The sequence below is a fragment of the Sphingomonas naphthae genome, from assembly GCF_028607085.1.
Lineage (GTDB): Bacteria > Pseudomonadota > Alphaproteobacteria > Sphingomonadales > Sphingomonadaceae > Sphingomonas_Q > Sphingomonas_Q naphthae.
This window is the reverse complement of record NZ_CP117411.1, coordinates 2129135-2154235: the sequence shown is the minus strand read 5'-3', so window position 1 is coordinate 2154235 and position 25101 is coordinate 2129135. Positions and strand designations below refer to the sequence as shown.

General features: G+C 68.8%; 24 protein-coding genes and 1 tRNA gene. 11 read left to right on the top strand and 14 right to left on the bottom strand.

Annotated features, from left to right (window positions below):
- Nucleotides 1-128: 128 nt before the first annotated feature.
- Nucleotides 129-2627 (bottom strand): ABC transporter permease, encoded by a 2499-nt coding sequence (locus PQ455_RS10105; RefSeq protein WP_273685948.1) that lies wholly within the window; start codon nucleotides 2625-2627, stop codon nucleotides 129-131.
- Nucleotides 2624-3313: an ABC transporter ATP-binding protein gene (locus PQ455_RS10100; protein WP_420542868.1), complete on the bottom strand. Its 690-nt coding sequence runs from the start codon at nucleotides 3311-3313 to the stop codon at nucleotides 2624-2626. Before PQ455_RS10100 ends, PQ455_RS10105 begins: the two co-directional genes overlap by 4 nt.
- A gap of 134 nt (nucleotides 3314-3447) precedes the next feature.
- On the opposite strand from PQ455_RS10100, the gene PQ455_RS10095 reads away from it, so the two are divergent.
- Nucleotides 3448-4014, top strand: a complete 567-nt coding sequence (locus PQ455_RS10095) for an arylesterase (protein ID WP_273685947.1) — start codon at nucleotides 3448-3450, stop codon at nucleotides 4012-4014.
- Here PQ455_RS10095 and PQ455_RS10090 read toward each other — a convergent pair.
- Nucleotides 4011-5438, bottom strand: a complete 1428-nt coding sequence (locus PQ455_RS10090; RefSeq protein WP_273685946.1) for a UdgX family uracil-DNA binding protein — start codon at nucleotides 5436-5438, stop codon at nucleotides 4011-4013. The two genes, PQ455_RS10095 and PQ455_RS10090, sit on opposite strands and share 4 nt — an antisense overlap.
- A 135-nt stretch (nucleotides 5439-5573) precedes the next feature.
- Between PQ455_RS10090 and PQ455_RS10085 the strand changes: the two genes are divergently transcribed.
- Nucleotides 5574-6161, top strand: coding sequence for a thymidine kinase (locus PQ455_RS10085; protein ID WP_273685945.1), 588 nt, complete (start codon nucleotides 5574-5576; stop codon nucleotides 6159-6161).
- Between the two features lie 126 nt (nucleotides 6162-6287).
- Here the strand turns inward: PQ455_RS10085 and PQ455_RS10080 are convergent, their stop codons facing one another.
- On the bottom strand, nucleotides 6288-8612 hold the full coding sequence (locus PQ455_RS10080; RefSeq protein WP_273685944.1) for a TonB-dependent receptor: 2325 nt from the start codon (nucleotides 8610-8612) through the stop codon (nucleotides 6288-6290).
- Nucleotides 8613-8614: 2 nt separating this feature from the next.
- Nucleotides 8615-9469 carry an alpha/beta fold hydrolase gene (locus PQ455_RS10075; protein WP_273685943.1) on the bottom strand — a complete coding sequence of 285 codons (855 nt, stop codon included), beginning with the start codon at nucleotides 9467-9469 and terminating at the stop codon, nucleotides 8615-8617.
- A gap of 149 nt (nucleotides 9470-9618) precedes the next feature.
- On the opposite strand from PQ455_RS10075, the gene PQ455_RS10070 reads away from it, so the two are divergent.
- A complete protein-coding gene (locus PQ455_RS10070; RefSeq protein WP_273685942.1) occupies nucleotides 9619-10206 on the top strand; it encodes a TetR/AcrR family transcriptional regulator in 588 nt (195 codons plus the stop codon).
- Nucleotides 10203-11645, top strand: coding sequence for a class I adenylate-forming enzyme family protein (locus PQ455_RS10065; protein ID WP_273685941.1), 1443 nt, complete (start codon nucleotides 10203-10205; stop codon nucleotides 11643-11645). Before PQ455_RS10070 ends, PQ455_RS10065 begins: the two co-directional genes overlap by 4 nt.
- 124 nt (nucleotides 11646-11769) lie before the next feature.
- Here PQ455_RS10065 and PQ455_RS10060 read toward each other — a convergent pair whose 3' ends face one another.
- Nucleotides 11770-12390 (bottom strand): FMN-dependent NADH-azoreductase, encoded by a 621-nt coding sequence (locus PQ455_RS10060; RefSeq protein WP_273685940.1) that lies wholly within the window; start codon nucleotides 12388-12390, stop codon nucleotides 11770-11772.
- Between the two features lie 90 nt (nucleotides 12391-12480).
- On the opposite strand from PQ455_RS10060, the gene PQ455_RS10055 reads away from it, so the two are divergent.
- Nucleotides 12481-13434: a LysR family transcriptional regulator gene (locus PQ455_RS10055; protein ID WP_273685939.1), complete on the top strand. Its 954-nt coding sequence runs from the start codon at nucleotides 12481-12483 to the stop codon at nucleotides 13432-13434.
- 9 nt (nucleotides 13435-13443) lie between these two features.
- On the opposite strand, the gene PQ455_RS10050 is transcribed toward PQ455_RS10055, so the two are convergent.
- The 3 genes from PQ455_RS10050 to PQ455_RS10040 all read right to left on the bottom strand — a co-directional run bounded on the left by PQ455_RS10050 (nucleotide 13444) and on the right by PQ455_RS10040 (nucleotide 15906).
- On the bottom strand, nucleotides 13444-13854 hold the full coding sequence (locus tag PQ455_RS10050; RefSeq protein WP_273685938.1) for a hypothetical protein: 411 nt from the start codon (nucleotides 13852-13854) through the stop codon (nucleotides 13444-13446).
- A gap of 113 nt (nucleotides 13855-13967) precedes the next feature.
- Complete coding sequence (gene rpoH / locus PQ455_RS10045) at nucleotides 13968-14876, bottom strand: RNA polymerase sigma factor RpoH (RefSeq protein ID WP_273685937.1); 909 nt, start codon at nucleotides 14874-14876, stop codon at nucleotides 13968-13970.
- A gap of 73 nt (nucleotides 14877-14949) precedes the next feature.
- Complete coding sequence (locus PQ455_RS10040; RefSeq protein ID WP_273685936.1) at nucleotides 14950-15906, bottom strand: RluA family pseudouridine synthase; 957 nt, start codon at nucleotides 15904-15906, stop codon at nucleotides 14950-14952.
- A gap of 15 nt (nucleotides 15907-15921) precedes the next feature.
- On the opposite strand from PQ455_RS10040, the gene PQ455_RS10035 reads away from it, so the two are divergent.
- From PQ455_RS10035 to PQ455_RS10025, 3 genes are read left to right on the top strand one after another with little or no spacing between them, the layout of a single operon-like run.
- Entirely contained in the window at nucleotides 15922-16317 is a 396-nt protein-coding gene (locus PQ455_RS10035; protein ID WP_273685935.1) for a M67 family metallopeptidase, read from the top strand.
- A gap of 52 nt (nucleotides 16318-16369) precedes the next feature.
- Nucleotides 16370-17014, top strand: coding sequence for a histidine phosphotransferase family protein (locus PQ455_RS10030; protein ID WP_273685934.1), 645 nt, complete (start codon nucleotides 16370-16372; stop codon nucleotides 17012-17014).
- 29 nt (nucleotides 17015-17043) lie between these two features.
- Nucleotides 17044-17352 (top strand): hypothetical protein, encoded by a 309-nt coding sequence (locus PQ455_RS10025; RefSeq protein WP_273685933.1) that lies wholly within the window; start codon nucleotides 17044-17046, stop codon nucleotides 17350-17352.
- Nucleotides 17353-17493: 141 nt separating this feature from the next.
- Here PQ455_RS10025 and PQ455_RS10020 read toward each other — a convergent pair whose 3' ends face one another.
- Nucleotides 17494-18441, bottom strand: a complete 948-nt coding sequence (locus PQ455_RS10020; protein ID WP_273685932.1) for an IS5 family transposase — start codon at nucleotides 18439-18441, stop codon at nucleotides 17494-17496.
- A 141-nt stretch (nucleotides 18442-18582) separates the two neighbouring features.
- Nucleotides 18583-19143 (bottom strand): cell wall hydrolase, encoded by a 561-nt coding sequence (locus tag PQ455_RS10015; RefSeq protein ID WP_273685931.1) that lies wholly within the window; start codon nucleotides 19141-19143, stop codon nucleotides 18583-18585.
- Between the two features lie 398 nt (nucleotides 19144-19541).
- Between PQ455_RS10015 and PQ455_RS10010 the strand changes: the two genes are divergently transcribed.
- Entirely contained in the window at nucleotides 19542-20705 is a 1164-nt protein-coding gene (locus PQ455_RS10010; protein ID WP_273685930.1) for an AI-2E family transporter, read from the top strand.
- 58 nt (nucleotides 20706-20763) lie between these two features.
- A tRNA-Asp gene (locus PQ455_RS10005) sits at nucleotides 20764-20840 on the top strand.
- A 238-nt stretch (nucleotides 20841-21078) separates the two neighbouring features.
- Here PQ455_RS10005 and PQ455_RS10000 read toward each other — a convergent pair.
- The 3 genes from PQ455_RS10000 to PQ455_RS09990 all read right to left on the bottom strand — a co-directional run bounded on the left by PQ455_RS10000 (nucleotide 21079) and on the right by PQ455_RS09990 (nucleotide 22966).
- Entirely contained in the window at nucleotides 21079-22029 is a 951-nt protein-coding gene (locus PQ455_RS10000) for a GGDEF domain-containing protein (RefSeq protein WP_273685929.1), read from the bottom strand.
- A 164-nt stretch (nucleotides 22030-22193) separates the two neighbouring features.
- Nucleotides 22194-22406, bottom strand: a complete 213-nt coding sequence (locus PQ455_RS09995; protein WP_273685928.1) for a DUF2842 domain-containing protein — start codon at nucleotides 22404-22406, stop codon at nucleotides 22194-22196.
- Nucleotides 22403-22966, bottom strand: a complete 564-nt coding sequence (locus tag PQ455_RS09990) for a 5-formyltetrahydrofolate cyclo-ligase (RefSeq protein WP_273685927.1) — start codon at nucleotides 22964-22966, stop codon at nucleotides 22403-22405. The genes PQ455_RS09995 and PQ455_RS09990 overlap by 4 nt, the downstream gene beginning before the upstream one ends.
- 366 nt (nucleotides 22967-23332) lie before the next feature.
- Between PQ455_RS09990 and ilvD the strand changes: the two genes are divergently transcribed.
- Entirely contained in the window at nucleotides 23333-25054 is a 1722-nt protein-coding gene (gene ilvD / locus PQ455_RS09985) for a dihydroxy-acid dehydratase (RefSeq protein ID WP_273685926.1), read from the top strand.
- Nucleotides 25055-25101: the final 47 nt, after the last annotated feature.

Here is a 25101-nt window from a genome sequence, read left to right as displayed (position 1 = left end):
GCAGACGCCGATGGGCGCCACCATTAACCCGTTCGTGCTGAGCCTAGTCGAAGCACGTGCCCCAAGCGCTGGGCCCAGCTTCACGTGCTTCGACTACGCTCGGCACGAACGGATCCGGAAGGACCGGCTCAAGCCCCCCGCAACGCCTCCGCCGGCCGGGCGCGCAGCACCGGCAGGGTGCCGATCACCCCGATCCCCATCGTCGCCGCCATCGCCGCCAGCAGGGTCGCGCCGATCACGCCCCACCCCGGCGCCCAGGCCAGTTCGAAGATCTGCACGATCACATACCAGCCCGCGCCCAGCCCCGTCGCCAGCGCCACCGCCGCCAGCACGAGCGAGAGCAGGCCGAATTCCAGCGCCTGTATCCCCAGCACCTGCCCCCGCCGTGCGCCGACCAGCTTCAGGATCACGCTATCCTGCCGCCGCGCGTTGGCCGAGGCGGCGACCGCGCCGACCAGCACGGCGATGCCCGCCGCCACCGTCACCGCCGCCGCCGCGCGGATGGCGAAGGCGATGCGGGCGAGCAGGTCGCTCACCTGCCCGATCACGTCGCCCACCCGGATCAGGGTGACCGAGGGGAGGGCGTTCGCCACCGCCGCCGCCAGCCGCCCGTCGCTGGCGGGCGGGGCATAGACGCCGGCCAGCAGGCCGTGCGGCGCCTCTTCGATCAGGCCGGGGGAAAAGACGATCGCGAAATTGAGGCCCATGCCGCGCCAGTCGATTTTGCGGAGCGCCGCGATCCGCGCCTTCACCTCGACGCCGAGGACGGCGACAATGATCTCGTCGCCCACCTTCAGGTCGAGCATGTCGGCCGCGCGATCCTCGATCGAGACGAGCGGCGGCCCGCGATAGTCGGCCGGCCACCAGCGCCCGGCGGTGATCTCCGATCGCGGCGGCAGGGTGGCGGACCAGGTGATGGTCCGGTCCCCGCGCAGCACCCACGCGCCTTGCGGCAGCGTCTTCATGTCGGCGACGCGCTGGCCCTTGAACGCCGCGATCGCGCCGCGCAGTGATGGCGTCAGCTCCAGCCGGGCATCGGGCGCGACCGAGCGGACCGCGCGGGTGAAGGTGGCGGCATCGTCGGGCTGGAGATCGACCGCGAAGAAGCGGGGCGCCTTGGCGGGCGCGCTGGTCGTCATCTCGCTCGACAGGCTGGTGTCGATCGCGGCCAACGCCACGAACAGCGAGAAGCCGAGGCCCAGCGCCACCACCAGGCGATCCGTCTGCGCGCCGGGGCGGTGGAGGTTGCCCAGCGCCAGCCGCAGCAGGGGATTGCGGGGGCGGGGCAGGCGGGCGGCGCCCGTGCGGACGCCGAGCCCCAGCAGCCACAGCAGCACGACCAGCCCCGCCGTCGCACCGAGGAAGCTGCCGGCAAGGAATTTGTCGGTCGAGGTCAGGATAGCCAGCACCGCCAGCAGCGCGATCAGCCCCGTCATCAGCCCGATCACCCGCCACGACAGCCGCTCGCCGCCGGCCAGCGCATCGCGCAGCAGGGTCGCGGCAGGCACGCGGCGGGCGCGGGCGAGGCCGGGTAGCGCGAACAGCAGGGCCACGATCGCGCTCAGCGCGGCGGCGGTCAGCAGCGGAACGGGATAGAGGTCGAGGCGCGGCTGCACCGGCAAAGCGGCGCCGGCCACCTTGGTGACGATCGCCGGCACCACCGCGCCCAGCGCCAGCCCGGCGAGGATGCCCCCGCCCGCGACCAGCCCCAATTGCGCGAGGAATACGGCCGCGATCGTCCGCGATCGCGCGCCAAGCACCTTGAGCGTCGCGATGATCCGCGTCTTGCCCGCCAGATAGGCCGAAACGCCGCTGCCGACGCCGATCCCCGCGATCGCCAGCGCGGAGAGGCCGACGAGCAGCAGGAATTGGCCCAGCTGGTCGATTCCGCGCCGCAGCTGGTTGGCCGCGCCCTCGATCGTCCGCATCGTCCAGCCGGCCGAGGGGAAGCGGTGCACCAGCCGGTCGCCGAGCAAGGCCGCGTCGGTGCCGGGCAGCAGCGCCATGCGATAGCGCGCGGTGAACAGACTTCCCGGCTGGATCAGCCCGGTCGCATCGACCGCGCCGATATCGATCAGCGCGCGCGGACCGAAGGCGAAGCCCTCGCCCAGCTGGTCGGGCTCGGCGGTGAGGATGCCGCTTACCCTAAAGAGGCTCGCGCCGATGCGGATCGGATCGCCGGGCTTCACCCCCAGCCGGTCGGCCAGCGCCTGCGCGATGGCGACGTCGCGACCATGGGGGCGGGGGGCGAGCGCGCCGGGCGCCATCTCCAGACTGCCGACGAGCGGCCAGCGATCGTCGACCGCCTTCAGGTCGATCAGCGCCGATCCGCCGCCGCGCTCGGCCCGCGCCATCGCGCGCATCACGATCGTTTCGGACAGCTGGCCGCCGGCCGAGGCGAACGCCGCCTGCTCGTCGATCGTGGCGCGGCGCTGCGACACGCGCATCTCCAGATCGCCGCCCAGCATTTGCCGCCCCTGCGCGTCGAGCGCGGCGATGATGCTGGCCGAAAGACTGCCGATGCCCGCGAGCGAGGCGGTGCCGAGGAACAGGCAGATGGCGAGCAGAAGCAGCCCGCGCCCGCCCCGGCGCAGATCGCGCAGGCCCAGCGTCCACGCGATGCTCAAGCGTTGCGCCGATCCGATACGATCCGCCCGTCGGCCAGCGCGATCACCCGCCCGCACCGCTCGGCGAGGCCGGGATCGTGGGTGATGACGAACAGGGTGGTGCCGGTGTCGCGATGGCGGGCGAACAGCAGGTCCATGATCGTGGCGCCGGTAGTGGTATCGAGATTGCCGGTCGGCTCGTCGGCGAACAGCAGCGTCGGGCGCGGCGCCAGCGCGCGGGCGACGGCCACGCGCTGTTGTTCGCCGCCCGAAAGCTGCGCGGGATAATGATCGAGCCGGTGGCCGAGGCCGACCGAGCGCAATTCGGCCTCGGCGCGGGCGAAGGCATCGCGCTCGCCCGCCAGCTCCAGCGGCACGGCGACATTCTCCAGCGCGGTCATGGTCGGCAGCAGGTGAAAGGCCTGCAACACTATGCCGATGCGCCCGCGCCGCGCCACCGCCAGCGCATCCTCGTCCAGCGTCGCGAAATCGAGCCCGGTGACATGCACGCTGCCGCCGGTCGGCCGCTCCAGCCCGGACAGCACCGCCATCAGCGAGGATTTGCCCGATCCCGACGGCCCCAGCAGCGCCACGCTCTCGCCCGCCGCCACGGAGAGATCGATGCCGCGCAATATCTCCACCCGCGCCGGCGCCCGGCCGAGCGCGAGCGTGACGTTGCGCGCCGCGATCACGCTGCTATCGGGCAGCGGAGCGACGGGTTGGGCGATGCTGGGAGAGACTGATGCTGTCACGATCCGCCGGATATGGTTCGCTTCGTCGGCTTGTCCACCGGAGTGCCGCCCTGATCGCGTTCTTTTTCGCGATGGTCGCGGGTCCGGCCATGGCCCAGCGCCCGCTGATATGGGCGTTCGGTGACAGTCTGACGGCGGGCTACGGCCTGCCGCCGCGCCAGGGCTTCACCGCGCAGCTTCAGGCGGCGCTGCGACGGGACGGAATCGCCAAGGCCGAGGTGCGCAACGGCGGCGTCTCCGGCGATACCGCGCGGCAGGGGCGGGCGCGGCTGGCGTGGGGGCTGCGCGGGCTCGGCGCCAAACCCGATCTCGTCATCGTCGAACTCGGCGCCAACGACATGCTGCGCGGCCTGCCGCCCAGGCAGACCGAGGACAATCTCGACCTGATCCTCGCCGAACTGCAACGCCGCCAAATCCCCGTCCTGATCGCCGGCATGCGCGCCGCCCCCAATCTGGGGCAGGACTATCGCCGCCGCTTCGACGCGATCTTCCCACGCCTCGCCAAAGCCTACCGCGCCCCGCTCTACCCCTTCTTCCTCGATGGCGTGGCGGGCAACCGCGCGCTGATCCAGTCCGATGGGCTGCATCCCAATGCGAGGGGCGTGAGCATCATCGTCCGCCGCATCCTGCCGGGGGTGCGGCAAGCGCTGCGTTAGATGGTCTTGCCCGGGGAGGAGCCTGACAACATCACCCCGGCGCGCTCGCCCACCTGCCGCAGCTCTTCCACGAAGCGCGCATATTCCGCCGCCGCCGCTGCCTCGTCGGGCAGACGCAGCAGATAGCTGGGATGCACCGTTACCCACGCTTCGCCGCCGTCCGCCAGCATATGGGCCCGTCCCCGCGTCCCCGATATCGTCACCACCTTGCCCATCAGCGATCGCGCCGCCGTGGCCCCCAGCGCCACCGTCACCGGCGGGCGGATCAGGTCGCGCTCGCGATCGATCCACCAGCGGCAGGCCTCGATCTCGGCGCCGTTGGGTTTGCTGTGGATGCGCCGCTTGCCGCGCTGCTCATATTTGAAATGCTTCACCGCGTTGGACACATAGGTCCGCGCGCGATCGACCCCCGCCTCGGCCAGCGCTCGATCGAACAATTGCCCCGCCGGGCCGACGAAGGGCTTGCCCGCCAGATCCTCCTGATCCCCCGGCTGCTCGCCCACGAACATCAAAGCGGCATCGATCGGCCCTTCGCCGAACACCGTCTGCGTCGCGTGCGCGTGGAGCGGGCAGCGGGTGCAATGCGCCGCCTCCTCGCGCAGTGCCTCCCACGCGATCAGGCTGTTGCCGCCCACCGCCTGCTTGGCCCGCGATTTCTCCGCCATCTCCGCCTCTCGCGCCTGCGCGCCCGCGATCAGGCCCGGCACCAGCGCGGTTTCGGGCATGTTCTTCCAATATTTGCGCGGCATCTCCTTCAGCATCGCCCCGATCTTCACGCGCGCCGGGTTGAAGATGTTGCTGTAATAGGTCGCCCAGGTCTCCTCGAGCGGATCGCCGTCGGGCGCGTCGGCGCGGGTGGCGCCGGGGCTGAAATCGAGCGTCTCGCCGTCCCAATGCACCGACAGTTCGGGGGTGAGGATCGACCAGCGCATCGTGGCGAAGCGGCGCACGAAGAAATCGGCGTTGAGCCGCACGATATGATGCTCCGGCTCCCACCACGCCACGAAGCGGGTGGCCTCGCCCTCGCCGATCTCGCGGAAGCGCAAGAAGGCGCGCATCTTGTGGATGTCGCGCCGCACCTGCTTTGCCATGGATTCCAGCCGCCCGACCAGCGGATCGGCGCGATCGTCCAGCAGCGCGGGGTTGGCGCGGATGCGGAGCAGCGCAGTATAGAGCAAGGCGAACCGCTCGGGATCGGCATGGGCGATCGCGGTGCGCGCGAGATCGACGAACGGGCGGGGCACGGAAAAGCCGGCGCCCGGCGCGGCATCGGGCTCGGCCTCGTCGCCGAACAGGTCGGTCGGCTGTTCCCCCACCTGCCAGATCACGTCGCCGGCGGGCACGCGGGCCAGCGCCAGCGCGCGGGCGGCGGTGCGCCAGCCATCGAAATCGTCAGTTGCGGCGAGGGTGGCGACGCGGGTCATGATGCGGAAACGATCGGGCCGGGTTTTGGTTATCGTCGGCCGCGATTTCAAGGCTTGTACCGGTCGGCCGGATAGCCCGGCAACAGGCCACCGGCCAATTGACCGCACGCGCCGGCCATGGTCTCAGGCGAGGCCATGGCCAAGCTCTATTTCTATTATGCCTCGATGAACGCGGGCAAATCGACGACGCTGCTCCAGGCGGACTTCAACTATCGCGAGCGCGGCATGGAGACGATGCTGTTCACCGCCGCGATCGACGACCGCTACGAAGCGGGCACGATCGCCTCGCGCATCGGCCTGGCCATGCCCGCCGTCTCCTTCGATCGCGACACGGACATGCTCGCCGCGATCGCCGCGCGCCATGCGGAAAGCCGCTTGAGCTGCGTGTTGATCGACGAGGCGCAATTCCTCTGCCGCGATCAGGTGTTCCAGCTGGCGCGGGTGTGCGACGAGCTGGACGTGCCGGTGCTGGCCTATGGCCTGCGCACCGATTTCCAGGCGGAATTGTTCGAGGGCAGCCGCCATCTGCTGGCGCTGGCGGATTCGCTGGTCGAGCTGAAGGCGGTCTGCGCCTGCGGCCGCAAGGCGACGATGAACCTGCGGGTGGACGCCAAGGGCCACGCGGTGCGCGAGGGCGCGCAGACCGAGATCGGGGGTAACGACCGCTATGTGGCGGTGTGCCGGCGGCATTTCATGCGCGGGGACGCGGGCGGGGGGCGGTGAACAAAAAGCCCCTCCCCTTCAGGGGAGGGGTTGGGGTGGGGGCTGTCAGCGCAATCCAACGAACGTGGGGCCGGATGGACAACCCCCACCCCCGGCCCCTCCCCTGAAGGGGAGGGGAGCGGAAAATCAGAACCGGAACCCGGCCGTCACGCTCCACGTCCGCGGATCGCCATAATACACCGTCTGGATGTTGCCGACCGAGGAGAATTCCTGCCCGTCGGTGCGGTACAGCGTCTTGGTGATGTTCTTCACGCCGCCCCGAACGTAATATCTGCCTCCCGCCGCGTCGAACTGGACGAAGGCGTTGAACAGATAATAGCCCGGCTCCTTCAGCCCCGCGCGATTGTCGACCGACAGGAAATGCTTGTCGACGAAGCGCATGTCGCCGCCGACCGTGACGCTGCCCATCTCGCCGAGCGGGATCGCATAGTCGCTGCCCAGGCTGTAGGTGATCGGCGGGGTGAAGGCCGGCCGGCAGGTGATGGCGTTGCCGGTCGGGTTGCACGAGAAGGCCGGCGCGCGGCGGCTGTCGTTGAACTCCAGATATTTCGCGTTGAGGTAGCCGAGGTTGGCGCGGATGTTCCACTGGCGGGTCGGGCGCACCGCCAGTTCCGCCTCGACGCCCCAGATGCGCAGCTTGCCGGCGTTGACCACCGGGAAGCTGCCGCCCGCGACACCCGTGGTGCCGCCGCCGACCCGCGCCTGGAAGTCCTTGTAGTCCGAACGGAACACGTCGGCCGAGATGCTCACCCGGCGATCGAGGAAGCTGCCCTTGGCGCCGACCTCATAGGTCCACACCGTCTCCGGCGCGAAGTTCGGGACGACGGTGGTGACGCCGTTGATGACCTGCGTCACGTCGCCCAGACCGTTCACGCGGCCGTTGAAGCCGCCCGACTTGAACCCCTTCGAGGCCGATCCGTACAGCAACGTATCCGGCGTCGGCTTGAACGACAGGGTGGCCGACGGCGTCCATGCATCGAAGGTGGCGGTATCGTCCGCGTTGAAGGGCGCGGGCAGGCTGTTGGGGAACACGAAGGGCGCGGTCGCGGCGCCGGCCAGCACGGTATAGGTCGTGCGGAAATAGCGCTTCTTTTCCTTGGTGTAGCGCAGGCCGGCGGTCAGCGCCAATTGGTCGGTGAAGTCGTAGGTCGCCTGGCCGAACGCCGCATAGCTGTGGGTCAGCTGATCGTCGTCGATATAGCGGGTGAAGGTGACGGGCACCGCGCCGAGGCGCAGGTAATTGTCGTCATAGCTTTCCTGATGCGAGGTGATGTGCTCGCGCAGGTAATAGAGGCCGGCGACCGCGTTGAGCTTGCCGGTATCGACCTTGAACTGAAGCTCCTGGCTGAACTGGCGCTGGCGCACGCCGACGAAGGCATCGGCCACCTGCAATTCGGTCGCGTCGAAATCGATGTAATAATCGGGCTTCAGGCGGCGATAGGCGGTGATCGAGGAGAGCGAGAAGATGTCGTTCAGCTCGAGGTTGGCGGTGAGCGATCCGCCCCAATGATCCAGCCGCTGGCCCTGGCCGGGCTTCAGGCTGGTCGAGGTGCGATAATCGTAGCGGCCGAGCGGATAGCCCGGCTTCACGTTGATGCTCGCGCCCGTCAGCAGGTTGATGTTGGTGAGCGTCGCGGTGGCATAGCCCAGGGTCGCGGCGGTGCGCTGGCGGGTATAGTCGCCCGCCGCGATCAGCTCGAGCGTCTCGGTCGGCCTGGCGCGCAGGATGGCGCGGCCGGCGACCGTATCGCGGTCGTTGTACTTGCGGCCGGTCAGCGGATCGGTGACGAGGCCGTCGCGCTTGTCCCACACGCCCGCGATCGACAGCGCGACCTTGTCGGTGACGAGCGGGGCGGAGACATAGCCGTTGAGCAAAATCTGGTCGAAGCGGCCGTAGGTGGCCGATCCCGCGGCCGTCAGCGTCGAGAGATTGGGCTTCTTGCTGACGACGTTGACCGCGCCGCCGATCGTGTTCTTGCCGTAGAGCGTGCCCTGCGGCCCGCGCAGCACCTCGACCCGCTCGACATCGAACAGGTTGAACAGCGCGCCCTGGATGCGGCTCATGTAGACGCCGTCGACATACACGCCGACCGCTGGGTCGAAGGTCTGGAGCGCGTCGGGCTGGCCGACGCCGCGAATGAAGATGTTGGCGTTGGAGGCCGAGCCACGCCCCTGCACCATGTTCACGTTGGGGATCGTGCCCTGCACGCCCGACAGGTCGATCGCCTGCTGCTTGGCGAGGTCGTTGCCCGACAGCGCGGTGACGGCGATCGGCACGTCGAGCAACCGCTCCTCGCGGCGACGCGCGACGACGACGATCTCGCCGCTGCCGGCATCGGCGGCGGTGGTGGTCTCGGCGGCGGCGGGCACGTCCTGCGCGAAGGCGGGGGCGGCGGCGATCAGCGCGGCGAGCGCCGCGCCGGTGTGCAGCATCGTGGGCATACGGGTCATCATCATCTCCCTGGGTGGGGCGTCGCCGGTTCGCTCCGGCTGGCGTCGTTGGTGGTGGGGGTGGTAGCGGCGAAGTCGGCCAGCAGGCGGTTGAACGCCTCGGCCTCCTCCAGATGCGGGGTGTGGCCGGATCGGGCGAAGGTCACCTGCCGGCCGTGGGGCAGGCGATCGGCGACCCAGGCGGCGGTGGCGGCGGGATAATAGCGGCTCAGCCCGCCATGCACGACCAGCATCGGCACGGTGATGCGCGGCAGCACGTCGCGGAAATCCTGCTCCATCATCGATGTGCCGAGCGCGGCGACGGTGGCCGGGTCGCTGTCCGACATGACCAGCGCCATCTTGTCGATCAATGTGGTGCGGGCGTCGGCCATGCCGTTGGCGACGATCAGCCCGGCGATGCGCTTGCTGCGATCGGACCAGCTCTCGCCGGGCTCGCCCTCGCGCATCGACATATCGACCAAGCCCAGCGACCAGCCGGGTTCGTTGCCGACCTTGGGGCTCATGTCGATCGCGACGGCGCCGGCGAAGCGCGCGGCGGCCGGGCTGTCGAGCAGGCCCCACAGCAGCATCGCTCCCAGCGACCAGCCCACGCCGATGATATCGTTGAGGTCCAGCGCCTCGATAAGCTCGCGCACGTCGTCGGTCACGCGGGCGATGTCGGCGTCCGGGTCGGCGCCGCTCGCGCCATGGCCGCGCAGGTCGAGGCGGATCACGCGGTGGCTTGTCGCGAAGGCGGCGGCCTGCGGGGCGAAGAGCGCGCTGGAGGCGGTGAGGCCGTGGAGGAACAGCAGCGGCCGCCCCGCGCCCTCGTCGCGATAGGCGAGGCTGTGACCATCACTGGCGACGAACTGCGGCAAGCCTTGCAACCCTCTTCCCCTGTCGCGCGCTCTGGTGGCGCCGATCGAGGCCCGCGAAATGCGCGTTCCCGAAAAGTGAGTCAACATTCACTTTTGAAGTCGGCATCGCTCCCCTTGCCACTGTGGCTTTCGGGGCACAGAAGGGCGCGATGGACCGCGAACCGCGCACGAAGAAGGGGCAGGCCACCCGCCGCAAGCTGCTCGACGCGGCAGCGGTGGAGTTCGGCACGCGCGGCTATGCCGAGGCGTCGGTGAGCGGCATCGCCATCCGCGCCGGCGTCGCGCTCGGCAGCTTCTACACCTATTTCGAGGGCAAGGAGCCACTGTTCCGCGCGCTGGTGGACGATATGAGCCATCAGGTCCGCCACCATATCCACGATCGGCTGAGCGGCGTGACCGATCGGCTGGAGGCCGAGCGGCTGGGTATCCAGGCCTATATCGAATTCGTCCGCCAGCGCCCCGAAATCTACCGCATCGTCGAGGAATCGCAGTTCGTGGCGGAGGATGCCTATCGCCGCCATTACGATGCCTTCGCGCAGGCTTATACCCACGGCCTCGCCCACGCCCGCGCCGATGGCCGGATCAGCGAAGGATCGGACGAGGTGCGCGCCTGGGCGCTGATCGGGATGAGCGTGTTTCTCGGCCTGCGCTACGGCCTGTGGCAGCCCGAGGCCTCGGCCGAGGAGGTGGCGCGCGCGGCGGGCGATCTGGTGGCGCGGGGGCTGAGCCCGCGATGATCGCCGACCTCTTGGCCACGCAGGCGGCGGCCACGCCCGATGCGGTCGCCATCGAGGAGCCGGCGGCGGGGCGCGGCCTGACCTACGCGGCGCTGGATGCGATGGCGGGGCAGGCGGCCGGCTGGCTGGCCGGGCAGGGCGTGGGGCAGGGTGACCGGGTCGCTCTGCTCTGCCGCAACCGGGCGGAGGTTTTCGTCCTGCTCTTCGCCTGCTGGCGGGCGGGGGCGATCGTTGTGCCGCTCAATTGGCGGCTGACCCCGGCCGAGCGCGCGGTGCTGCTGGCCGATATCGAACCCGCCCTGGTGCTGGCCGAGCCGGAATTTCTGGCCGACGGCATGGTGTCGCTGCCCGCCAGTTTCGATGCCGCGCCGGTGCCGCCCTGCGCGCGCGAGCCCGACGCGATCTGGTATCTGATCTACACATCCGGCACGTCGGGCGAGCCCAAGGGCGTGATCTACACGCCGCGCATGGCGCTGGCGAACCGCGACAATGTCGCCGCCTTCCTAGCCCTCGGCCCCGGCGAAAGCTGCCTGACGATGCTCCCGCTGTTCCACACGGCGGGCCTCAACCTCTATGCGCTGCCGATGCTGATGACCGGCGGCCGGGTGCGGCTGCTGCGCGATGCCGATGCGGAGGCGGTGCTGGCCCATATCGGCGCGGTCACGGCGGTGTTCGCGGTGCCGACCATCTATGAGCGGATCGCGCGTCTGCCCGCCTTCGACGCCGCCGATCTCTCGTCCGTCCGTTTCTGGGGCAGCGGCGGCGCGCCGCTCCGTCCCGACCTGATCGAGCGGTTCGCCGCGCGCGGCGCGATCCTGTGCGGCGGCATGGGGATGAGCGAGACCGGCCCGACCGCCTTCGTGATGGACCCCGCCTCGGCCCGTGCCCGCCCCACCTCGGTCGGCCGCGCCCAGCCCCTGGTCGAGGTGCGGATCATGGGGGAAACCGGGGCGCTCGGCCCCGATCAGGTGGGCGAAATCTGGTTCGCCGGCCCCGGCGTCACCCCCGGCTATTGGCGCCGCCCCGATCCCCGCGTGGCGCTCGACGGGCGGCGGTGGCTGCGCTCGGGCGATCTCGGCCGGATCGACGCGGCCGGCTACGCCACCATCGTCGGCCGCATCGGCGACATGATCCGCTCCGGCGGCGAGACCGTTCACGCGAGCGAGGTGGAAGCGGTGCTGGCCATGCACCCGGCGGTCGCCGAGGTGGCGGTGGCGGGTGAGGCCGACGCCGAATGGGGCGAGGTGCCGGTCGCCTATGTGGTGGCGACCGCGCCGGTGAGCACGCACGAACTGGCGGCCCACTGCCGCGCGCATCTGGCGGGCTTCAAGGCCCCCCGGCGCTTCCGCTTCGTCGAGGCTCTCCCCCGCAACGTGCTGGGCAAGGTAATGCGGAGCAGGCTGGCGGAGCTGGCCGATATCCAGCGCCAGCCCGCATAATACCATCCGTCACCCCGGCCTCGTGCCGGGGTCCACCGCGAACCAATCGCCAGCGCTGCCAATCGGCCGCATCGGGTGGGGAGGCGTGGACCCCGGCACAAGGCCGGGGTGACGGGTCAGGTCGTCAGGCCGCCTCGGCCAGCCCCAGACCGACACCCGCCAGCGCATCCGCCGCAGCCGCGATCTTCACCTCGGCCTCGCCCATCGCCAGCCCCTCGACGCGGACGAATTCCACGTCGGTCAGCCCCATGAAGCCAAGCATGGCCTTCAGATGCGGCTCCTGCGAATCATAGGCCGTCATCGGGCCGCTGCTGTAGACCCCCGCGCGGGTCTCGATCACGATCACCGGCTTGCTCGCGACCAGACCCTCGGGGCCGGCGGCGGTATATTGGAACGTCTCGCCGGCGCGCAGCACATGGTCGAACCAGCTCTTCAGGGTCGAGTTGATGCCGAAATTGTACATCGGCGCGCCGATCACGATCGCGCGGGCGGCCTTCACTTCGCCGATCAATTTGTCGGAGAGGATGCGTGCCTCGTGCGCGGCATCGGTGACGGGGCCGCCCCGGCCGAGGCCGGAGAGCGCGTCGGCACGGATATGGGGGACGGGCGCGCTGTCGAGGTCATGCTCGACGATCGCGACGCCCGGCTCCTCGGCCGCGATGCGGGCGACGAGGCCGTCGATCAGCGTGTTGGAGACCGATGCGGCGCCGGTGCTGCTGCTGCGGATGACGAGGATGCTGTCCATTTCACTGCTCCACTGGAAAGTGTGCAGACCATGTAGACAGCACCGGCCGTTGCTGGAATACATAGAGCGTGAACCTTGGCGTTGCGGAACATGAAACAGACACCCGTCGATCTCGATGACGTCACCGCCTTCGCCCGCGTGGTCGAAACGGGCAGCTTCGCCCGCGCCGGCGAGCGGCTGGGCGTGGACAAGTCGATCATCAGCCGTCGCGTGGCGCGGCTGGAGGCCACGCTTGGCGCCAAGCTGCTCGTGCGATCGGCACGCGGGGCCGAGCCGACCGACGTGGGCGGCGACTACCACCGCCGCCTCGCCGCCATCTTCGCCGATCTGGAGGCCGCGCACGAGGCGGTCGCCGAGGCCACGTCAGAGGTCGCCGGGCCGATCCGCGTGACCGCGCCGCTCAGCTTCGGCATCGATTATCTGCCGCCGGTGCTGGCCAATTTCCTGATCGAGCATCCGAGGATCGAACTCGACCTGCATCTGGACGACAAAAGGGTCGATCTGGTCGCCGGGCAATATGATCTGGCCGTCCGCATCGGCAGCCTGCCCGATTCCAGCCTCGTCGTGCGCAAGCTCGCCCCGGTCGAGGTGGTGGTGATCGCCAGCCCCGCATATCTGGCGGCGCGCGGCCGGCCGGAGACGCCCGCCGACCTGACCGGGCATGACGCGCTCTTCTACGCCAATGCCGCCAACGGCTCCGAATGGCGCTTCAAGGTGGATGGCCGGTGGGAACGCGCCCGCCTCAACGCCCGCGCCCGCGTCAACAATGGCGATGCCATCCGCGAGATGTGCCGCGCCGGCCTCGGCATCGCCATCCTGCCCACCTTCATCGCGGCGCCGGGCCTGCGCGACGGCAGCCTCGAACATATCCTGGCGGATGCCCCGTTCGAGGAGCAGGGCCTCTACGCCGTCCTCCCCCACGGCCGCGCCAGCACCGCGCGGGTGCGCGCGCTGGTCGATCATTTGGTGAAGAGTTTCGCGACCGAGCGTCCGTGGGAATTGTGTGTCGAGGCGCAGGTGAAGGGCACTTTGCCGGCGCGCTGATCCGGCCGCTCAGCCTTCCTCGAACAGATAGACCATCAGCCCCAGCGCACCCCAGCCCAGCGCCACCAGCAGCGGCGCGATCACCCACGCCTGCCAGTCGGGCGACATCGCCCATTGCAGCGGCGTGTAGAGCGCGGCGAAGGGGACGATGAAGGCGGCGGCGTTGCGCAGCCAGTCGCGCCGGGTGCCGCGCCGCTCGGCATTCCGCATCGCGATCCGATAGGCCAGCACCACGGCGGGGGCGAGGATCCACGCCGGCCAGTCGGGCGAGATGGTGAATTGCAGGAAGGCGTAGAGCGCGCAGAGCGAGCCGATCAGCAGCATCTCCGACGCGATCGTGCCACGCGGCGCCGCCGGCCGCGGCGCGCGGGCCATCGGGTGGAGTTCGACCACGTTGCTCGGGGCGGGATCGTCGCGCATGGCATGGGGATAGCCGAGCCCCGCAATCCCGGCAATCTGCGCCTTTCGCGCACGAAAAGGGCCGGCGATCCCGCGACCGCCGGCCCCATGTCCTCAGCCATCCGGCCGGGCGATCACGCCCCGGCGGGCAGCAGCCTTTTCTCGCCGGCGATACGCATGATCGCCTTCTGCAGCTTGTCGAACGCGCGCACCTCGATCTGGCGCACCCGCTCGCGGCTGACGCCATAGACCTGGCTCAGTTCCTCGAGCGTCTTGGGGTCGTCGGCCAGGCGGCGTTCGGCCAGGATATGCTTCTCGCGATCGTTGAGGGCGTTCATCGCCTCCAGCAGCATCCCGTGGCGCACGTCCTTTTCCTCGGCGTCGGCCAGTCGCTCGTCCTGCAACGGATCGGTGTCGACCAGCCAATCCTGCCACTGACCCTCGCCATCCTCGCGCATGGCGACGTTGAGCGACGAATCGCCGCCCATCGACATGCGGCGGTTCATGTTCGTCACCTCTTCCTCGGACACGCCGAGATCGGTGGCGATCTTGGTGAGGTCCTCGGGGCGCAGGTCGCCGTCCTCGAACGCGTCGAGCTGGCTCTTCATGCGGCGCAGGTTGAAGAACAGCTTCTTCTGCGCGGCGGTGGTACCCATCTTCACCAGGCTCCACGACCGCAGGATATATTCCTGGATCGAGGCGCGGATCCACCACATCGCATAGGTCGCCAGCCGGAAGCCGCGATCCGCGTCGAACTTCTTCACGCCCTGCATCAGCCCGATATTGCCTTCCGAGATCAGCTCGGACGTGGGCAGGCCATAGCCGCGATAGCCCATGGCGATCTTGGCCACGAGTCGCAGGTGCGAGGTGACGAGGCGTGCCGCCGCATCCGGATCCTGATGCTCCTCGAAGCGCTTCGCCAGCATATATTCCTCCTCGGGCTTGAGGAGGGGAAACTTCCTGATCTCAGACAGATAGCGGTTGAGACTCTGCTCCCCGCCAAGTGCGGGAACGGTCGCTGGGACGTTCTTGCCGCTTGCCATGATCTTCTACACTCCCTTGGGCGGATCACCCGCCCTCTGAACCGGGACGATCGCTCGTCCCTTTCAACGTCTCTTATACACCAAGGTTACTGAACAGCGTCTGCATATCCGGCGGAATGCTGCTATCCATCGACAAAGCGCAGCTTGTGATGGGATGCGTGAACCCCAGATGGGCCGCGTGCAGCGCCTGTCGCCCGAACCCCAATTGCCCCAACAACGCACGATGGGCCTTCTGCGATCCGCCATAGACGGGGTCGCCCAGCAAAGGATGGCCGATCGAGGCCATATGCACGCGCACCTGATGCGTCCGGCCGGTCTCCAGCCGACATTCCACCAGCGCCGCGCCGTTCAGCCGCTCCAACGTGCGGTAGTGCGTCACCGCATGCTTGCCGCGCCCGTCGGGCTGGACCGCGATCTTCTTGCGGTTGGCATCCGATCGGCCGAGCCAGCTTCTGACCGTGCCCTCGATCGGCATGGGCTTGCCCTGCACGATCGCCAGATAGCGCCGGTCGATCGTGTGCTTGGCGAATTGCGCGGCCAGGCCGGTGTGCGCCCGATCGGTCTTGGCCGCCACCATCAGCCCCGACGTATCCTTGTCGATCCGGTGGACGATCCCCGGCCGCTCGACCCCGCCGATGCCCGAGAGCGATCCACGGCAATGGTGCAGCAGCGCGTTTACCAGCGTTCCGTCGAGATTGCCCGCCGCCGGATGGACGACCAGCCCGGCGGGCTTGTCCACCACGATCAGATGCTCGTCCTCGTAAGCGATCACCAGCGGGATATCCTGCGCCTGGTTGTGCGCGGCGGTGGGCAGCGGCACGGCGATGGTGAAACGTGCGCCGGCCATCACCTTGGTCGCCGGATCGCGCACCGGCACGTCCATGGCGTTGGTCACCTGACCCGCCGAGATCAGCACCTTCAGCCGCTCGCGCGACAGGATCGGCAAAGCGGCCGCCAGCGCGCGATCCAGCCGCCATCCGGCGGCCTCGTCGGGCAAAGTTACGCTATGGTGTGATATCCCCCCGGACATGGCTATCAGATAGGAATGGCGGTCGAAATCTCAAGGGCGCTGCTGGCGCGATTGCGGGCCGAGGCGGCGGCCAGCCCACATGCCGAAATCTGCGGGCTGCTGTTCGGCGCCTGCAACCGGATCGACCGGGCCGATCCCACCGCCAACGTCGCCGCCGATCCGGCGCGCACGTTCGAGATCGATCCCGCGGCCTTGTTCGCCGCGCACCGGGCGGCGCGGGCAGGGGGGCCGCGCATGATCGGTCATTATCATTCCCACCCCGGCGGCAGCGCGCACCCCTCGGCCACCGATGCGGCCATGGCCGAGCCGGGGCGCTACTGGCTGATCCTCGGCGCGGAGGAGGCGTTGCTGTGGCTTGCGCTTGAGGGCGGCGCTTTTCGCCGGCTGGCGATCAAGGAGTGTTGCGCCTGACGGCGGCAGCGGCCACATGGAGCGCCCCAGTTGCTTTCAGGACGTCCGCCCCGTGTCCGACCCCGCCGTCGAATTCGCCAGCCTCCTCTGCTCGCGCCTGTGCCACGATCTGTTGAGCCCGGTCGGCGCGCTCAACAATGGCCTGGAGCTGCTCGCCGACGAGACCGACCCGGAGATGCAGAAGAGGGTCATGGAATTGCTGACCGAAAGCGCGCGGGTCTCGGCCGAGAAGCTGAAATTCTTCCGCCTGGCCTTCGGCGCCGCCGGCGGCTTCGCCGGCGAAGTGGACGCGCGCGACATCAAGGGCGCGATCGAGGGCGTGCTGGGCGGCCCCGGCAGCAAGACCATGATCGGCTGGCACGTCACCCAGCCGACCCTCTCCAAGCGCGCCGCCAAGGTGCTGCTCAACCTCGCTTTGATCGCCGGCGACGCGCTGGTGCGCGGTGGCCAGCTCGATATCGGTGCCGAGGGCGAGGAGGTCGTCGTCCGCGCCGAGGGGCCGCGCCTCGCGACCGACGCGGAGATCCTCGCCACCCTCTCGGGCGCCTCGTCCGAGGAGCCCAGTTCGCGCACCGCCGCCGCCTGGCTGGTCCGCCGGCTGGCGGAGGAGGAGGGCGGTAGCGTCCAGGTGGGGCAGGAGGATGGCGTGCTGCTGTTCGGCGCCTCGCTGGTGGGCGCCCCGGCCCCCGCCGCCTGACGCCGGCACACGCGCCGATGCCGCAGCCGATGCACAGCGCGAACGAGACGCTCTCGCCGGTCGATCTGGAGGATGTCGACGGCTATGCCGCGCTCGCCGGCCTCGGCTGGGCTTCCGCCGCGATCGCCGTCGCCGCGCTGCTGCTGGCGGCCACCAACGCCGTCACCATCCGCGACTGGGCCAACGAACTCACCCCCTCGCCGACGCAGGAACGCCTGTCCGACGCGGCCGAGCAATGGGTGGCGATCACCGACGATCTGGGATTGGGCGCCCCGCGCGCGACGATGCACGGCTGGTGGAAGCAGGCGCAGGCGCTGACCATCGGCGGGGCGCGCTGACATCAAAACACCGTGCTCCTGCGAAGGCGAGACCTTTGCGTAAGTGGTGTCTGGACAGATTTGCGAATGAGCCGGCGGCGCGATCGGTCGGTTGCGCTTAGCGCTGGGTTGGCGTGAGCCCTTGGGGGTGAAGATGAGGGTTCACCGGGCTGCGGCGCGGGCAAGGTTCCATGCGGTGAGGGTCAGGAGGGTGGCGCAGGTGTTGCGAGCCAGGCCCATGAGCCGCATTCGCGCCAGTCCGTAGGATCGTTTGAGGGTTCCGAACACCGCTTCGATCCTGCCGCGCCGGTAGCCGATGAGCCGGTTGCGCCATGTCTCGCGGGGTGTGAGGGGCCGGCCGGTGCCGGCCTTCTTCTGGACGCGGTTGCGGATGCCGTCGCGGGCCAGCCGCTCGCGCAGGCGGGGACCGACGTAGCCTTTGTCCGCATAGACGGCCGTTTCGTCGCCACAGACGAGATGATGGCCCTGATCGACGTCGGCGACGTTGGCGCCGGTCACGATAGCCCGGCGCACGATGCCCGTCCCCAGATCGACCGCGGCGTGCAACTTGTAGCCGAACCGCGCCTGGCCGTTCGCGCTTTTGACCCAGCGCGCGTCGGGATCGGCCTGCGACCGACCGCCGCCCTTCTGGCGGTGCGGTTCGGCCGCCGCCGCCTCGATCACCGTCGCGTCGATCAGCGTGCCCGAACGGATCGTCACGCCCTGTGCGTCCAACTGCCGGCCGACCTCGGCGAAGATGCCGTCCGCCAGTCCCCGGTCGGCCAGAAGCGTCCGGAACCGGCTGATCGTCGAATGATCCGGCGCGCGCTCGTCCAGCCCAAGACCCGCGAACCGCCGGAACGACAGCCGGTCGCCCAGCGCCTCCTCCATCGCGGGATCGCTCAACCCGTACCAGCCCTGCAGCAGCAATATCCGAAGCAGCGTCAGCGGCGCATAGGACGGCCGCCCTGTCCCCGACGCATAAACCCCACCGAGCAACCCCTCCAGCCGACCCCAATCCAGCAATTCCGCGATCCGCTCGAGCCGCCGGTTGCCGCCGCCCACCACCAACACGTCCGCAAACGATCCCTGCCCCGCTTCCCGACGCATCCCATGCCTCCTCGATCCCTCAAGGAGAATGAATCACCAATCCACACCTTATGCAAAGATCTCGCTTTCGCAGGAGCCCAGGGTTGTCTAACGCGACGTGTGGGGCTCTGGGCTCCTGCCTTCGCAGGAGCACAACAGCGCTCAACGATAGAAGATATGGTCGCCCAGGGTCGCCACGCGCTGGCGGGTGCGGAAGAAGCTCGTCGCGCCCTGCGTGTTGGCATGGTAGAAAAGGGCGCCCGGCACGACAGGCTTGGCGCTGTCGGTCATCGCCTCGCGCGAGACCTCCATCGCGACATCCCAGCGCGCATCCTGGCGTGGGGTATAGGCATCGACATCGAAGAACTGGCCACGCTGGGCGGCGACGCCGCAGATCGTGTCGGCGAAGCGACCCGATTCCATGCGGTTCATCATCAGCTGGGCGACGGCGAGCTGGCCGGCGCGGGGCTGGTTGGCGGCTTCGTGGTGCACGACTTTGGCCATGCACTCCAGCTCGCGGGGCGAAGGCTCGGCTGCGGTGGTGCGCACGGGCGCCGACAGATTGGCGTCCAGGGTCTGGAGATTGAGGCTGGTCGAGCTGATGAACTGCGGATCATAATCGGGAAGGGGGGCCGCACTCGCCAGACCGGCCGTGCCTGCAATCGCCAGCGCCATGAGCGCCTTGGCCTTCATGCCCTTCGAGATACGAACCGCAAACGTCATCAAACACACCATCGGATGCGCGAAGCTCCGCACCGCCGCTCGGAACCAAGAGCAGCGTCGGACGCTTTACGACTTGTCGCTGTGGGTGAGGTAACGTCCCCCGACGACCGGCTATGGCCCGCCCATGCCCGATCCCGGTTAATGGTCAATGTAGCCGCGACGAGCGGTGAGAGTCGCGCGGTGACCCGAGCGGGCCGTTTTCGCGATTTCGGCGTTGCGCGGCCGGGTTTCGTGTTCGGTACGGCGCCTAAATATGCCGCGCCGCAACAGAAAATCCCGAAAACCGTAACGCTTGCGACACAATCGGCGGGAGGCCGCGTGTCGGCGGCGCAATCGGCGGCGAAAGGATGCTATGCGACTCGCGTGCGACGATTCGACGTCGCCGGAGAAGGGGCGTTGTGGCCGAGGAACGCGAAGTCGAACGGTTGATCGGCGAGCAGATCGCGGGCGGCTATCGCCGCGATCGGCTGCTGGCGGCGGTGGCGATGTGCGGCACCGTCGGCCTGATCCTCGCCATGCCCTTCGCCTTGCGTGCGGGGGCGGAATTCTTCCTTCCCGTCACGGCGGCGCTGGTCGTCGCGATCATGATGGTGCCCCTGCTCGAATGGCTCGAGCGGCGCGGCATCCCCTCGAAGCTCGCCGCGCTGATCTGCCTGATCGTGTTCCTCGGCATCGCCAACGTCGCGATCGCCGCGATCGTGATGCCCGCGACCGACTGGTTCGCGCTGCTGCCCCAGCGCGCCGTGCGCATCCGCACCAATCTGGCGCCGGTGATCGAACTGTATTCCAGCCTGGAACGCTTCGTCGACGAGACCGCCAACGCCCTGCTGCGCAGCCGCCACAAGGTGCGCACCGTCACCGTCGAGCAGCCCAATTCCGCGCTGGAGATGATCGCGGCCTCGGCGCCCTATGCGCTCATCCAGATCTTCTTCGGCGTGCTGGTGGTCTATTTCTTCCTGTCCGGCTGGACGCGGATGCGCCGCCACACGATCACCGCGCGGGGCAGTTTCTCCAGCGCGATGACGACCGCGCGGGTGATCCAGGAGGTGGTGGACGCCACCTCCTCCTATCTGCTCACCATCACCATCATCAATTTCACGCTGGGCGCGATGGTCGCCGCGGCGCTCTATTTCGTCCACATGCCCACGCCGATCATGTGGGGCGGCATTGTCGCGATCATGAATTACGTGCCCTATATCGGCCCGATCAGCGCGGCGCTGCTGCTGGCGACGGGCGGGCTGATGACGTTCAGCGATCCGTGGTGGGCGATGATGCCGGCGGCGATCTTCGTGGGCGTGCATCTGATCGAGGCGAATCTGGTGACCCCGGCGCTGGTCGCGCGGCGGCTGACGATCAATCCGCTGATGATCCTGGTCGCGCTGAGCTTCTGGGGGTGGGTGTGGGGCGCGCTGGGCACGCTGCTGGCGGTGCCGCTGCTCATCATCACCCGCACCGTGCTGGCGGCCTCCGGCAAGCCCGACGTGGCCGCCTTCCTGTTCGATGGCGGTACGCTCGCCGCCACGCCCGCCGACGAAATCGCGCCAACACGAAAAGGGCGATGAAAGGTCGTTGACAGTCCCCCGGGCCTTCACTAGTTGGCCCCTCCACGACGCGGTTCACGCGGGTGTAGCTCAGTTGGTTAGAGCGCCGGCCTGTCACGCCGGAGGTCGCGGGTTCGAGCCCCGTCACTCGCGCCATCCTTTTGTTTTCAGATATTTACTGGACATCAGGATGGCGCCCCCAAGGGGGGCAGGCGCAGGTCGTCATGCCGTCAGGCTGCCCGATCCAGCATCATGCAAGCATATCGCGGTGCCGATCGGCACGGCTCCATTCTTCGTCATTGCGAGCGCAGCGAAGCAATCCAGCCGCTCGACCGGACACCAGCGTCGAAACTGGATTGCTTCGCTACGCTCGCAATGACGGACGATGCGGGAATTACCCCGCGATCACCCGGTTCCGCCCGGCGCGCTTGGCCGCGTACAGCGCATTGTCCGCCCGGCGCAGCACCGCATAGGCGCCGTCACCCGGATTGCAGGCCGAAACCCCCGCCGAGAAGCTGATCTTGCCCAAGGTCTGCCCCGTGGCGGTGATCCGCAGCTCGCGTGCCGAGATCGCCGCGCGGATGCGATCGACCCGTGCCACCGCGTCACCCAGTTCGATCCCCTCGAACAGCACGACGAATTCCTCGCCGCCATAGCGCGCGGTGAACACGGCGGCATCCTTGTCGGCCAGCGACGATCCGACGAACTTGATGACCTCGTCGCCGATCTGGTGGCCGAAGCCGTCGTTGATGCCCTTGAAATTGTCGATGTCGCAGATCGCGATGGTCAGCGCGGTGCCGTCGCGGTTGCAGCCCTCGATCGATTGCGCGAAGCGCGCGTCGAGCGCGCGGCGGTTGGGCAGGCCGGTCAGCGCATCCTTGTTGGCGCTGGCCTGCGCGTCGGCGAGGCTGGCGCGCATGCCGCGCATGTCGTCTCCGGTCTGGCGCAGGTCGCGCTCCACCTCGCGCGTGCGGGCGATCATCGCGCTGGTCAGGCCGATCAGCGTCTCGACGATGGCGCGCGGGTCCGCGCCGGCCGAGAGCCCGGCGGCATTCTCCTCCAGCGCCACGCCATAGGACCGCACCTCCTCGCCCGTGCCCGCCATCTGGTCGGCGATGCGGCCCAGCCGCTCCTGCGCCTCGGCGGCGAGGCGGGCGAGATCGACCGCCGACAGTTCGACGCTGCGCTCGGCGACGATCGCGGCGGCCGCCACGGAGGAAAGGCCACCCGATTGCGCGATCGTCTCGTCGATCAGGCTGTTGAATTCCGGGTCTTCCCCGGTCCAGTAGCGGTGGCCGAGCGAGAAGTTGACCGGGCTGGGATCGAGGCCGTTGGTGAACAGCATCTCGCCGATCCGGTCGAACAGCTCGCGCGGGCTTCCAGGGGGCGTCTGCGAACTCAGGGGACCAGCTCCGCCAAGCATATCCAGAATGGATACCGAATTGGCTGTTTACCTAAGCCCTGCGCCACCCTCCCGGCAAGGGATTCGCGCGGTCTGAACCGACCGCCTCATGGCCGCCAGCGGCCATGCTCCATCCAGTAGAGAATCCGCCGCATCGGAAACAGCCACAGCCAGGCGATTCCGGCGCCGACATACAGCAGCAGCGCCGCCCATGTCGGCAGCGCGGCGGCGTCGGCGACGGTGACGACGACGGCGCACCAGAGCGTGATGATGGCGATGATGAGGATCATGCCGGCAGGCTTGCGCCAGGTGGGGTTCATGCGCCGATCCACTCGCATTCGGTGGCGATGCCGTAAAGGGGCACGTCCCACGGCTCGAAGGGCAGGGCATCCACCTCCTGCACCGCCCATGCCAGCCCGATCGCTCGCGCGTTCGGCAGCCGCGCCAGCGCGCGATCGTAATAGCCCGCGCCTTGGCCCAGCCGGTGGCCGCGCCGGTCGAAACCCACCAGCGGCGTGAACACCACGTCCGGCACCAGTTCAGCCGTGTCGGTGCGCGGCTGGAGCAGGCCGAAGGGGCCGGGGACCAGCTCGTCGCCGGGAAACCAGTGGTGGAAACGCATCGGCTCGGCCCGTGTCGCCACCCACGGCAGCGCGATCGTCAGGCCACGATCGATCGCCTGAAACAGCAAAGGGGTGGGATCGACCTCGTCGCCCTGCGCCACATAGGCGGCGATCGTGCCCGATGCGGGCAGGTGGCGCGCGGCATATTCGGCGATCATCAGCGTCGGCACCAGCAGGCCGCCGCCGGCGCGCTCCGCCGCGACATAGTCGGCCCGGCGGCGGCGCAGTTCGGAGCGGAGGTCGGCCTTGCTCGTCATGCGCTCATGCTCGTCAGCCAAAGGAAGCGGGTGGCGGGACCGCCGTGGCCGTGTGCCGGTATATCCTCTGACGCCCGTTTACGTCAGGTGGGGACCATGTGCGTCGGACCAGGATCCGGGCAGGGACAGCCCCCAAGGATGATGAATAGCCTCAGGGATAAATTTGGCTCGTACCGGGCAGTGCCCGCCACCTGCCTATCTAGGATCGGGGCGGGGCCGGCGCAATGGGCAGGGCGCCCCGGCGCGGCTCGCATCAAAAGAAACAAAATTGCTTCGATCGAGAAAAAATTCACATTTCCTTACTCGACGGGCTTGCGTTTCGGCCGTTCCACGGCCTAGAGGCGGCGCGATCCCAAGGAAGGCTCCATGACGCACATCTTCGATAAATCCCGCCTGCCCAGCCGCTACGTCTCGGTCGGCGTGGAGAGCGCCCCGCACCGCAGCTATTATTACGCCATGGGCCTCACCGAGGAGGAGATCGCGCGGCCGTTCGTGGGCATCGCGTCCGCCGGTAACGACAGCGCGCCCTGCAACACCACGCTCGACGCGCAGGCCGATTGGTGCCGCCAGGGCGTGAACGAGAATGGCGGGATGCCGCGCCGCTTCAACACGATCACCGTCACCGATGGCATCGCCATGGGCCATCAGGGGATGAAATCCTCGCTCGTCAGCCGCGAGGTGATCGCGGATTCGGTCGAACTCAGCGTGCGCGGCCATTGCTACGACGCGCTCGTCACCTTCGCCGGCTGCGACAAGTCGCTGCCCGGCATGATGATGGCGATGCTGCGGCTCAACGTGCCGTCGATCTTCGTCTATGGCGGATCGATCCTGCCGGGCCGCTATCAGGAGCGCGACCTGACCGTGATCGACGTGTTCGAGGTGGTCGGCCGCTATGCCGCCGGCAATTGCCCGCTGTCCGAGGTGACCGCGATCGAGAAGGCGGCCTGCCCCGGCCATGGCGCGTGCGGCGGCCAATATACCGCCAACACCATGGCCTGCGTCGGCGAGGCGATCGGGCTTTCGCTGCCCAACAGCAACATGGCGCCGGCGCCCTACAAGAGCCGCGAGGAAATCGCCGTCGCGGCCGGGCGCCAGATCATGGAATTGCTCAAGATCAACCTGCGCCCGCGCGACATCTGCACCCGCGAAGCCTTTGAAAACGCGGCGCGCATCGTCGCGGCGACCGGCGGCTCGACCAACGGCGCGCTGCACCTGCCGGCCATGGCGCATGAATGCGGCATCGATTTCGACCTGTTCGACGTCGCCGACATCTTCAAGACCACGCCCTATATCGCCGATCTCAAGCCCGGCGGGCGCTATGTGGCCAAGGACATGTACGAGGCGGGCGGCATCTACATGCTGATGAAGACGCTCCATGCCGAGGGACTGCTGCATGGCGACTGCATGACCGTGACGGGCAAGACGCTGGCCGAGAATATCGATCAGGTGACCTGGAACCCCGACCAGAAGGTGATCTACGACGCCAAGGCCCCGATCACGCCCACCGGCGGCGTCGTCGGCCTCAAGGGCTCTCTGGCGCCCGAGGGGGCGATCGTGAAGGTCGCCGGCATGAAGCGGCTCCAGTTCACCGGCACCGCCAAGGTGTATGAGCGCGAGGAGGATGCCTTCGCCGCGGTCGAGGCGCAGCAGATCACCGACGGTGACGTGGTGGTGATCCGCTACGAAGGGCCGAAGGGCGGGCCGGGGATGCGCGAGATGCTCTCCACCACCGCCGCCCTCTACGGGCAGGGGCTGGGCGAGAAGGTGGCGCTCATCACCGACGGGCGCTTCTCCGGCGGCACGCGCGGTTTCTGCATCGGCCATGTCGGCCCCGAGGCGGCCGATGGCGGCCCGATCGCGCTGGTCGAGAATGGCGACAAGATCGCGATCGACGCCGAGGCGGGCACGATCGACCTGCTGGTGGACGAGGCCGTGCTTGCCGAACGCCGCGCCGCCTGGGTGCCGCGCCGCAACGATTATCAGGCGGGCGCGCTGTGGCGCTACGCCCAGAATGTCGGCCCGGCGTGGGCCGGCGCGGTGACCCACCCCGGCGGCAGGGCCGAAACCCATGTGTTCGCGGATATCTGAGGCTGACGCTGCATCTTTTCTCCGTTCGTCCCGAGCGAAGTCGAGGG

Coding starts and splice junctions, on each gene's coding strand:
- PQ455_RS10095 (WP_273685947.1), top strand. CDS start 3,448: ATGGCCCAGCGCCCGCTGATATGGGCGTTCGGTGACAGTCTGACGGCG.
- PQ455_RS10085 (WP_273685945.1), top strand. CDS start 5,574: ATGGCCAAGCTCTATTTCTATTATGCCTCGATGAACGCGGGCAAATCG.
- PQ455_RS10065 (WP_273685941.1), top strand. CDS start 10,203: ATGATCGCCGACCTCTTGGCCACGCAGGCGGCGGCCACGCCCGATGCG.
- PQ455_RS10090 (WP_273685946.1), bottom strand. CDS start 5,438: ATGACCCGCGTCGCCACCCTCGCCGCAACTGACGATTTCGATGGCTGG.
- PQ455_RS10015 (WP_273685931.1), bottom strand. CDS start 19,143: ATGACGTTTGCGGTTCGTATCTCGAAGGGCATGAAGGCCAAGGCGCTC.
- PQ455_RS10080 (WP_273685944.1), bottom strand. CDS start 8,612: ATGACCCGTATGCCCACGATGCTGCACACCGGCGCGGCGCTCGCCGCG.
- PQ455_RS10060 (WP_273685940.1), bottom strand. CDS start 12,390: ATGGACAGCATCCTCGTCATCCGCAGCAGCAGCACCGGCGCCGCATCG.
- PQ455_RS10020 (WP_273685932.1), bottom strand. CDS start 18,441: ATGCGTCGGGAAGCGGGGCAGGGATCGTTTGCGGACGTGTTGGTGGTG.
- PQ455_RS09990 (WP_273685927.1), bottom strand. CDS start 22,966: ATGACGAGCAAGGCCGACCTCCGCTCCGAACTGCGCCGCCGCCGGGCC.
- PQ455_RS10025 (WP_273685933.1), top strand. CDS start 17,044: ATGCACAGCGCGAACGAGACGCTCTCGCCGGTCGATCTGGAGGATGTC.
- PQ455_RS10035 (WP_273685935.1), top strand. CDS start 15,922: ATGGCGGTCGAAATCTCAAGGGCGCTGCTGGCGCGATTGCGGGCCGAG.
- ilvD (WP_273685926.1), top strand. CDS start 23,333: ATGACGCACATCTTCGATAAATCCCGCCTGCCCAGCCGCTACGTCTCG.
- PQ455_RS09995 (WP_273685928.1), bottom strand. CDS start 22,406: ATGAACCCCACCTGGCGCAAGCCTGCCGGCATGATCCTCATCATCGCC.
- PQ455_RS10055 (WP_273685939.1), top strand. CDS start 12,481: ATGAAACAGACACCCGTCGATCTCGATGACGTCACCGCCTTCGCCCGC.
- PQ455_RS10070 (WP_273685942.1), top strand. CDS start 9,619: ATGGACCGCGAACCGCGCACGAAGAAGGGGCAGGCCACCCGCCGCAAG.
- PQ455_RS10050 (WP_273685938.1), bottom strand. CDS start 13,854: ATGCGCGACGATCCCGCCCCGAGCAACGTGGTCGAACTCCACCCGATG.
- PQ455_RS10000 (WP_273685929.1), bottom strand. CDS start 22,029: ATGCTGTTCACCAACGGCCTCGATCCCAGCCCGGTCAACTTCTCGCTC.
- PQ455_RS10040 (WP_273685936.1), bottom strand. CDS start 15,906: ATGTCCGGGGGGATATCACACCATAGCGTAACTTTGCCCGACGAGGCC.
- rpoH (WP_273685937.1), bottom strand. CDS start 14,876: ATGGCAAGCGGCAAGAACGTCCCAGCGACCGTTCCCGCACTTGGCGGG.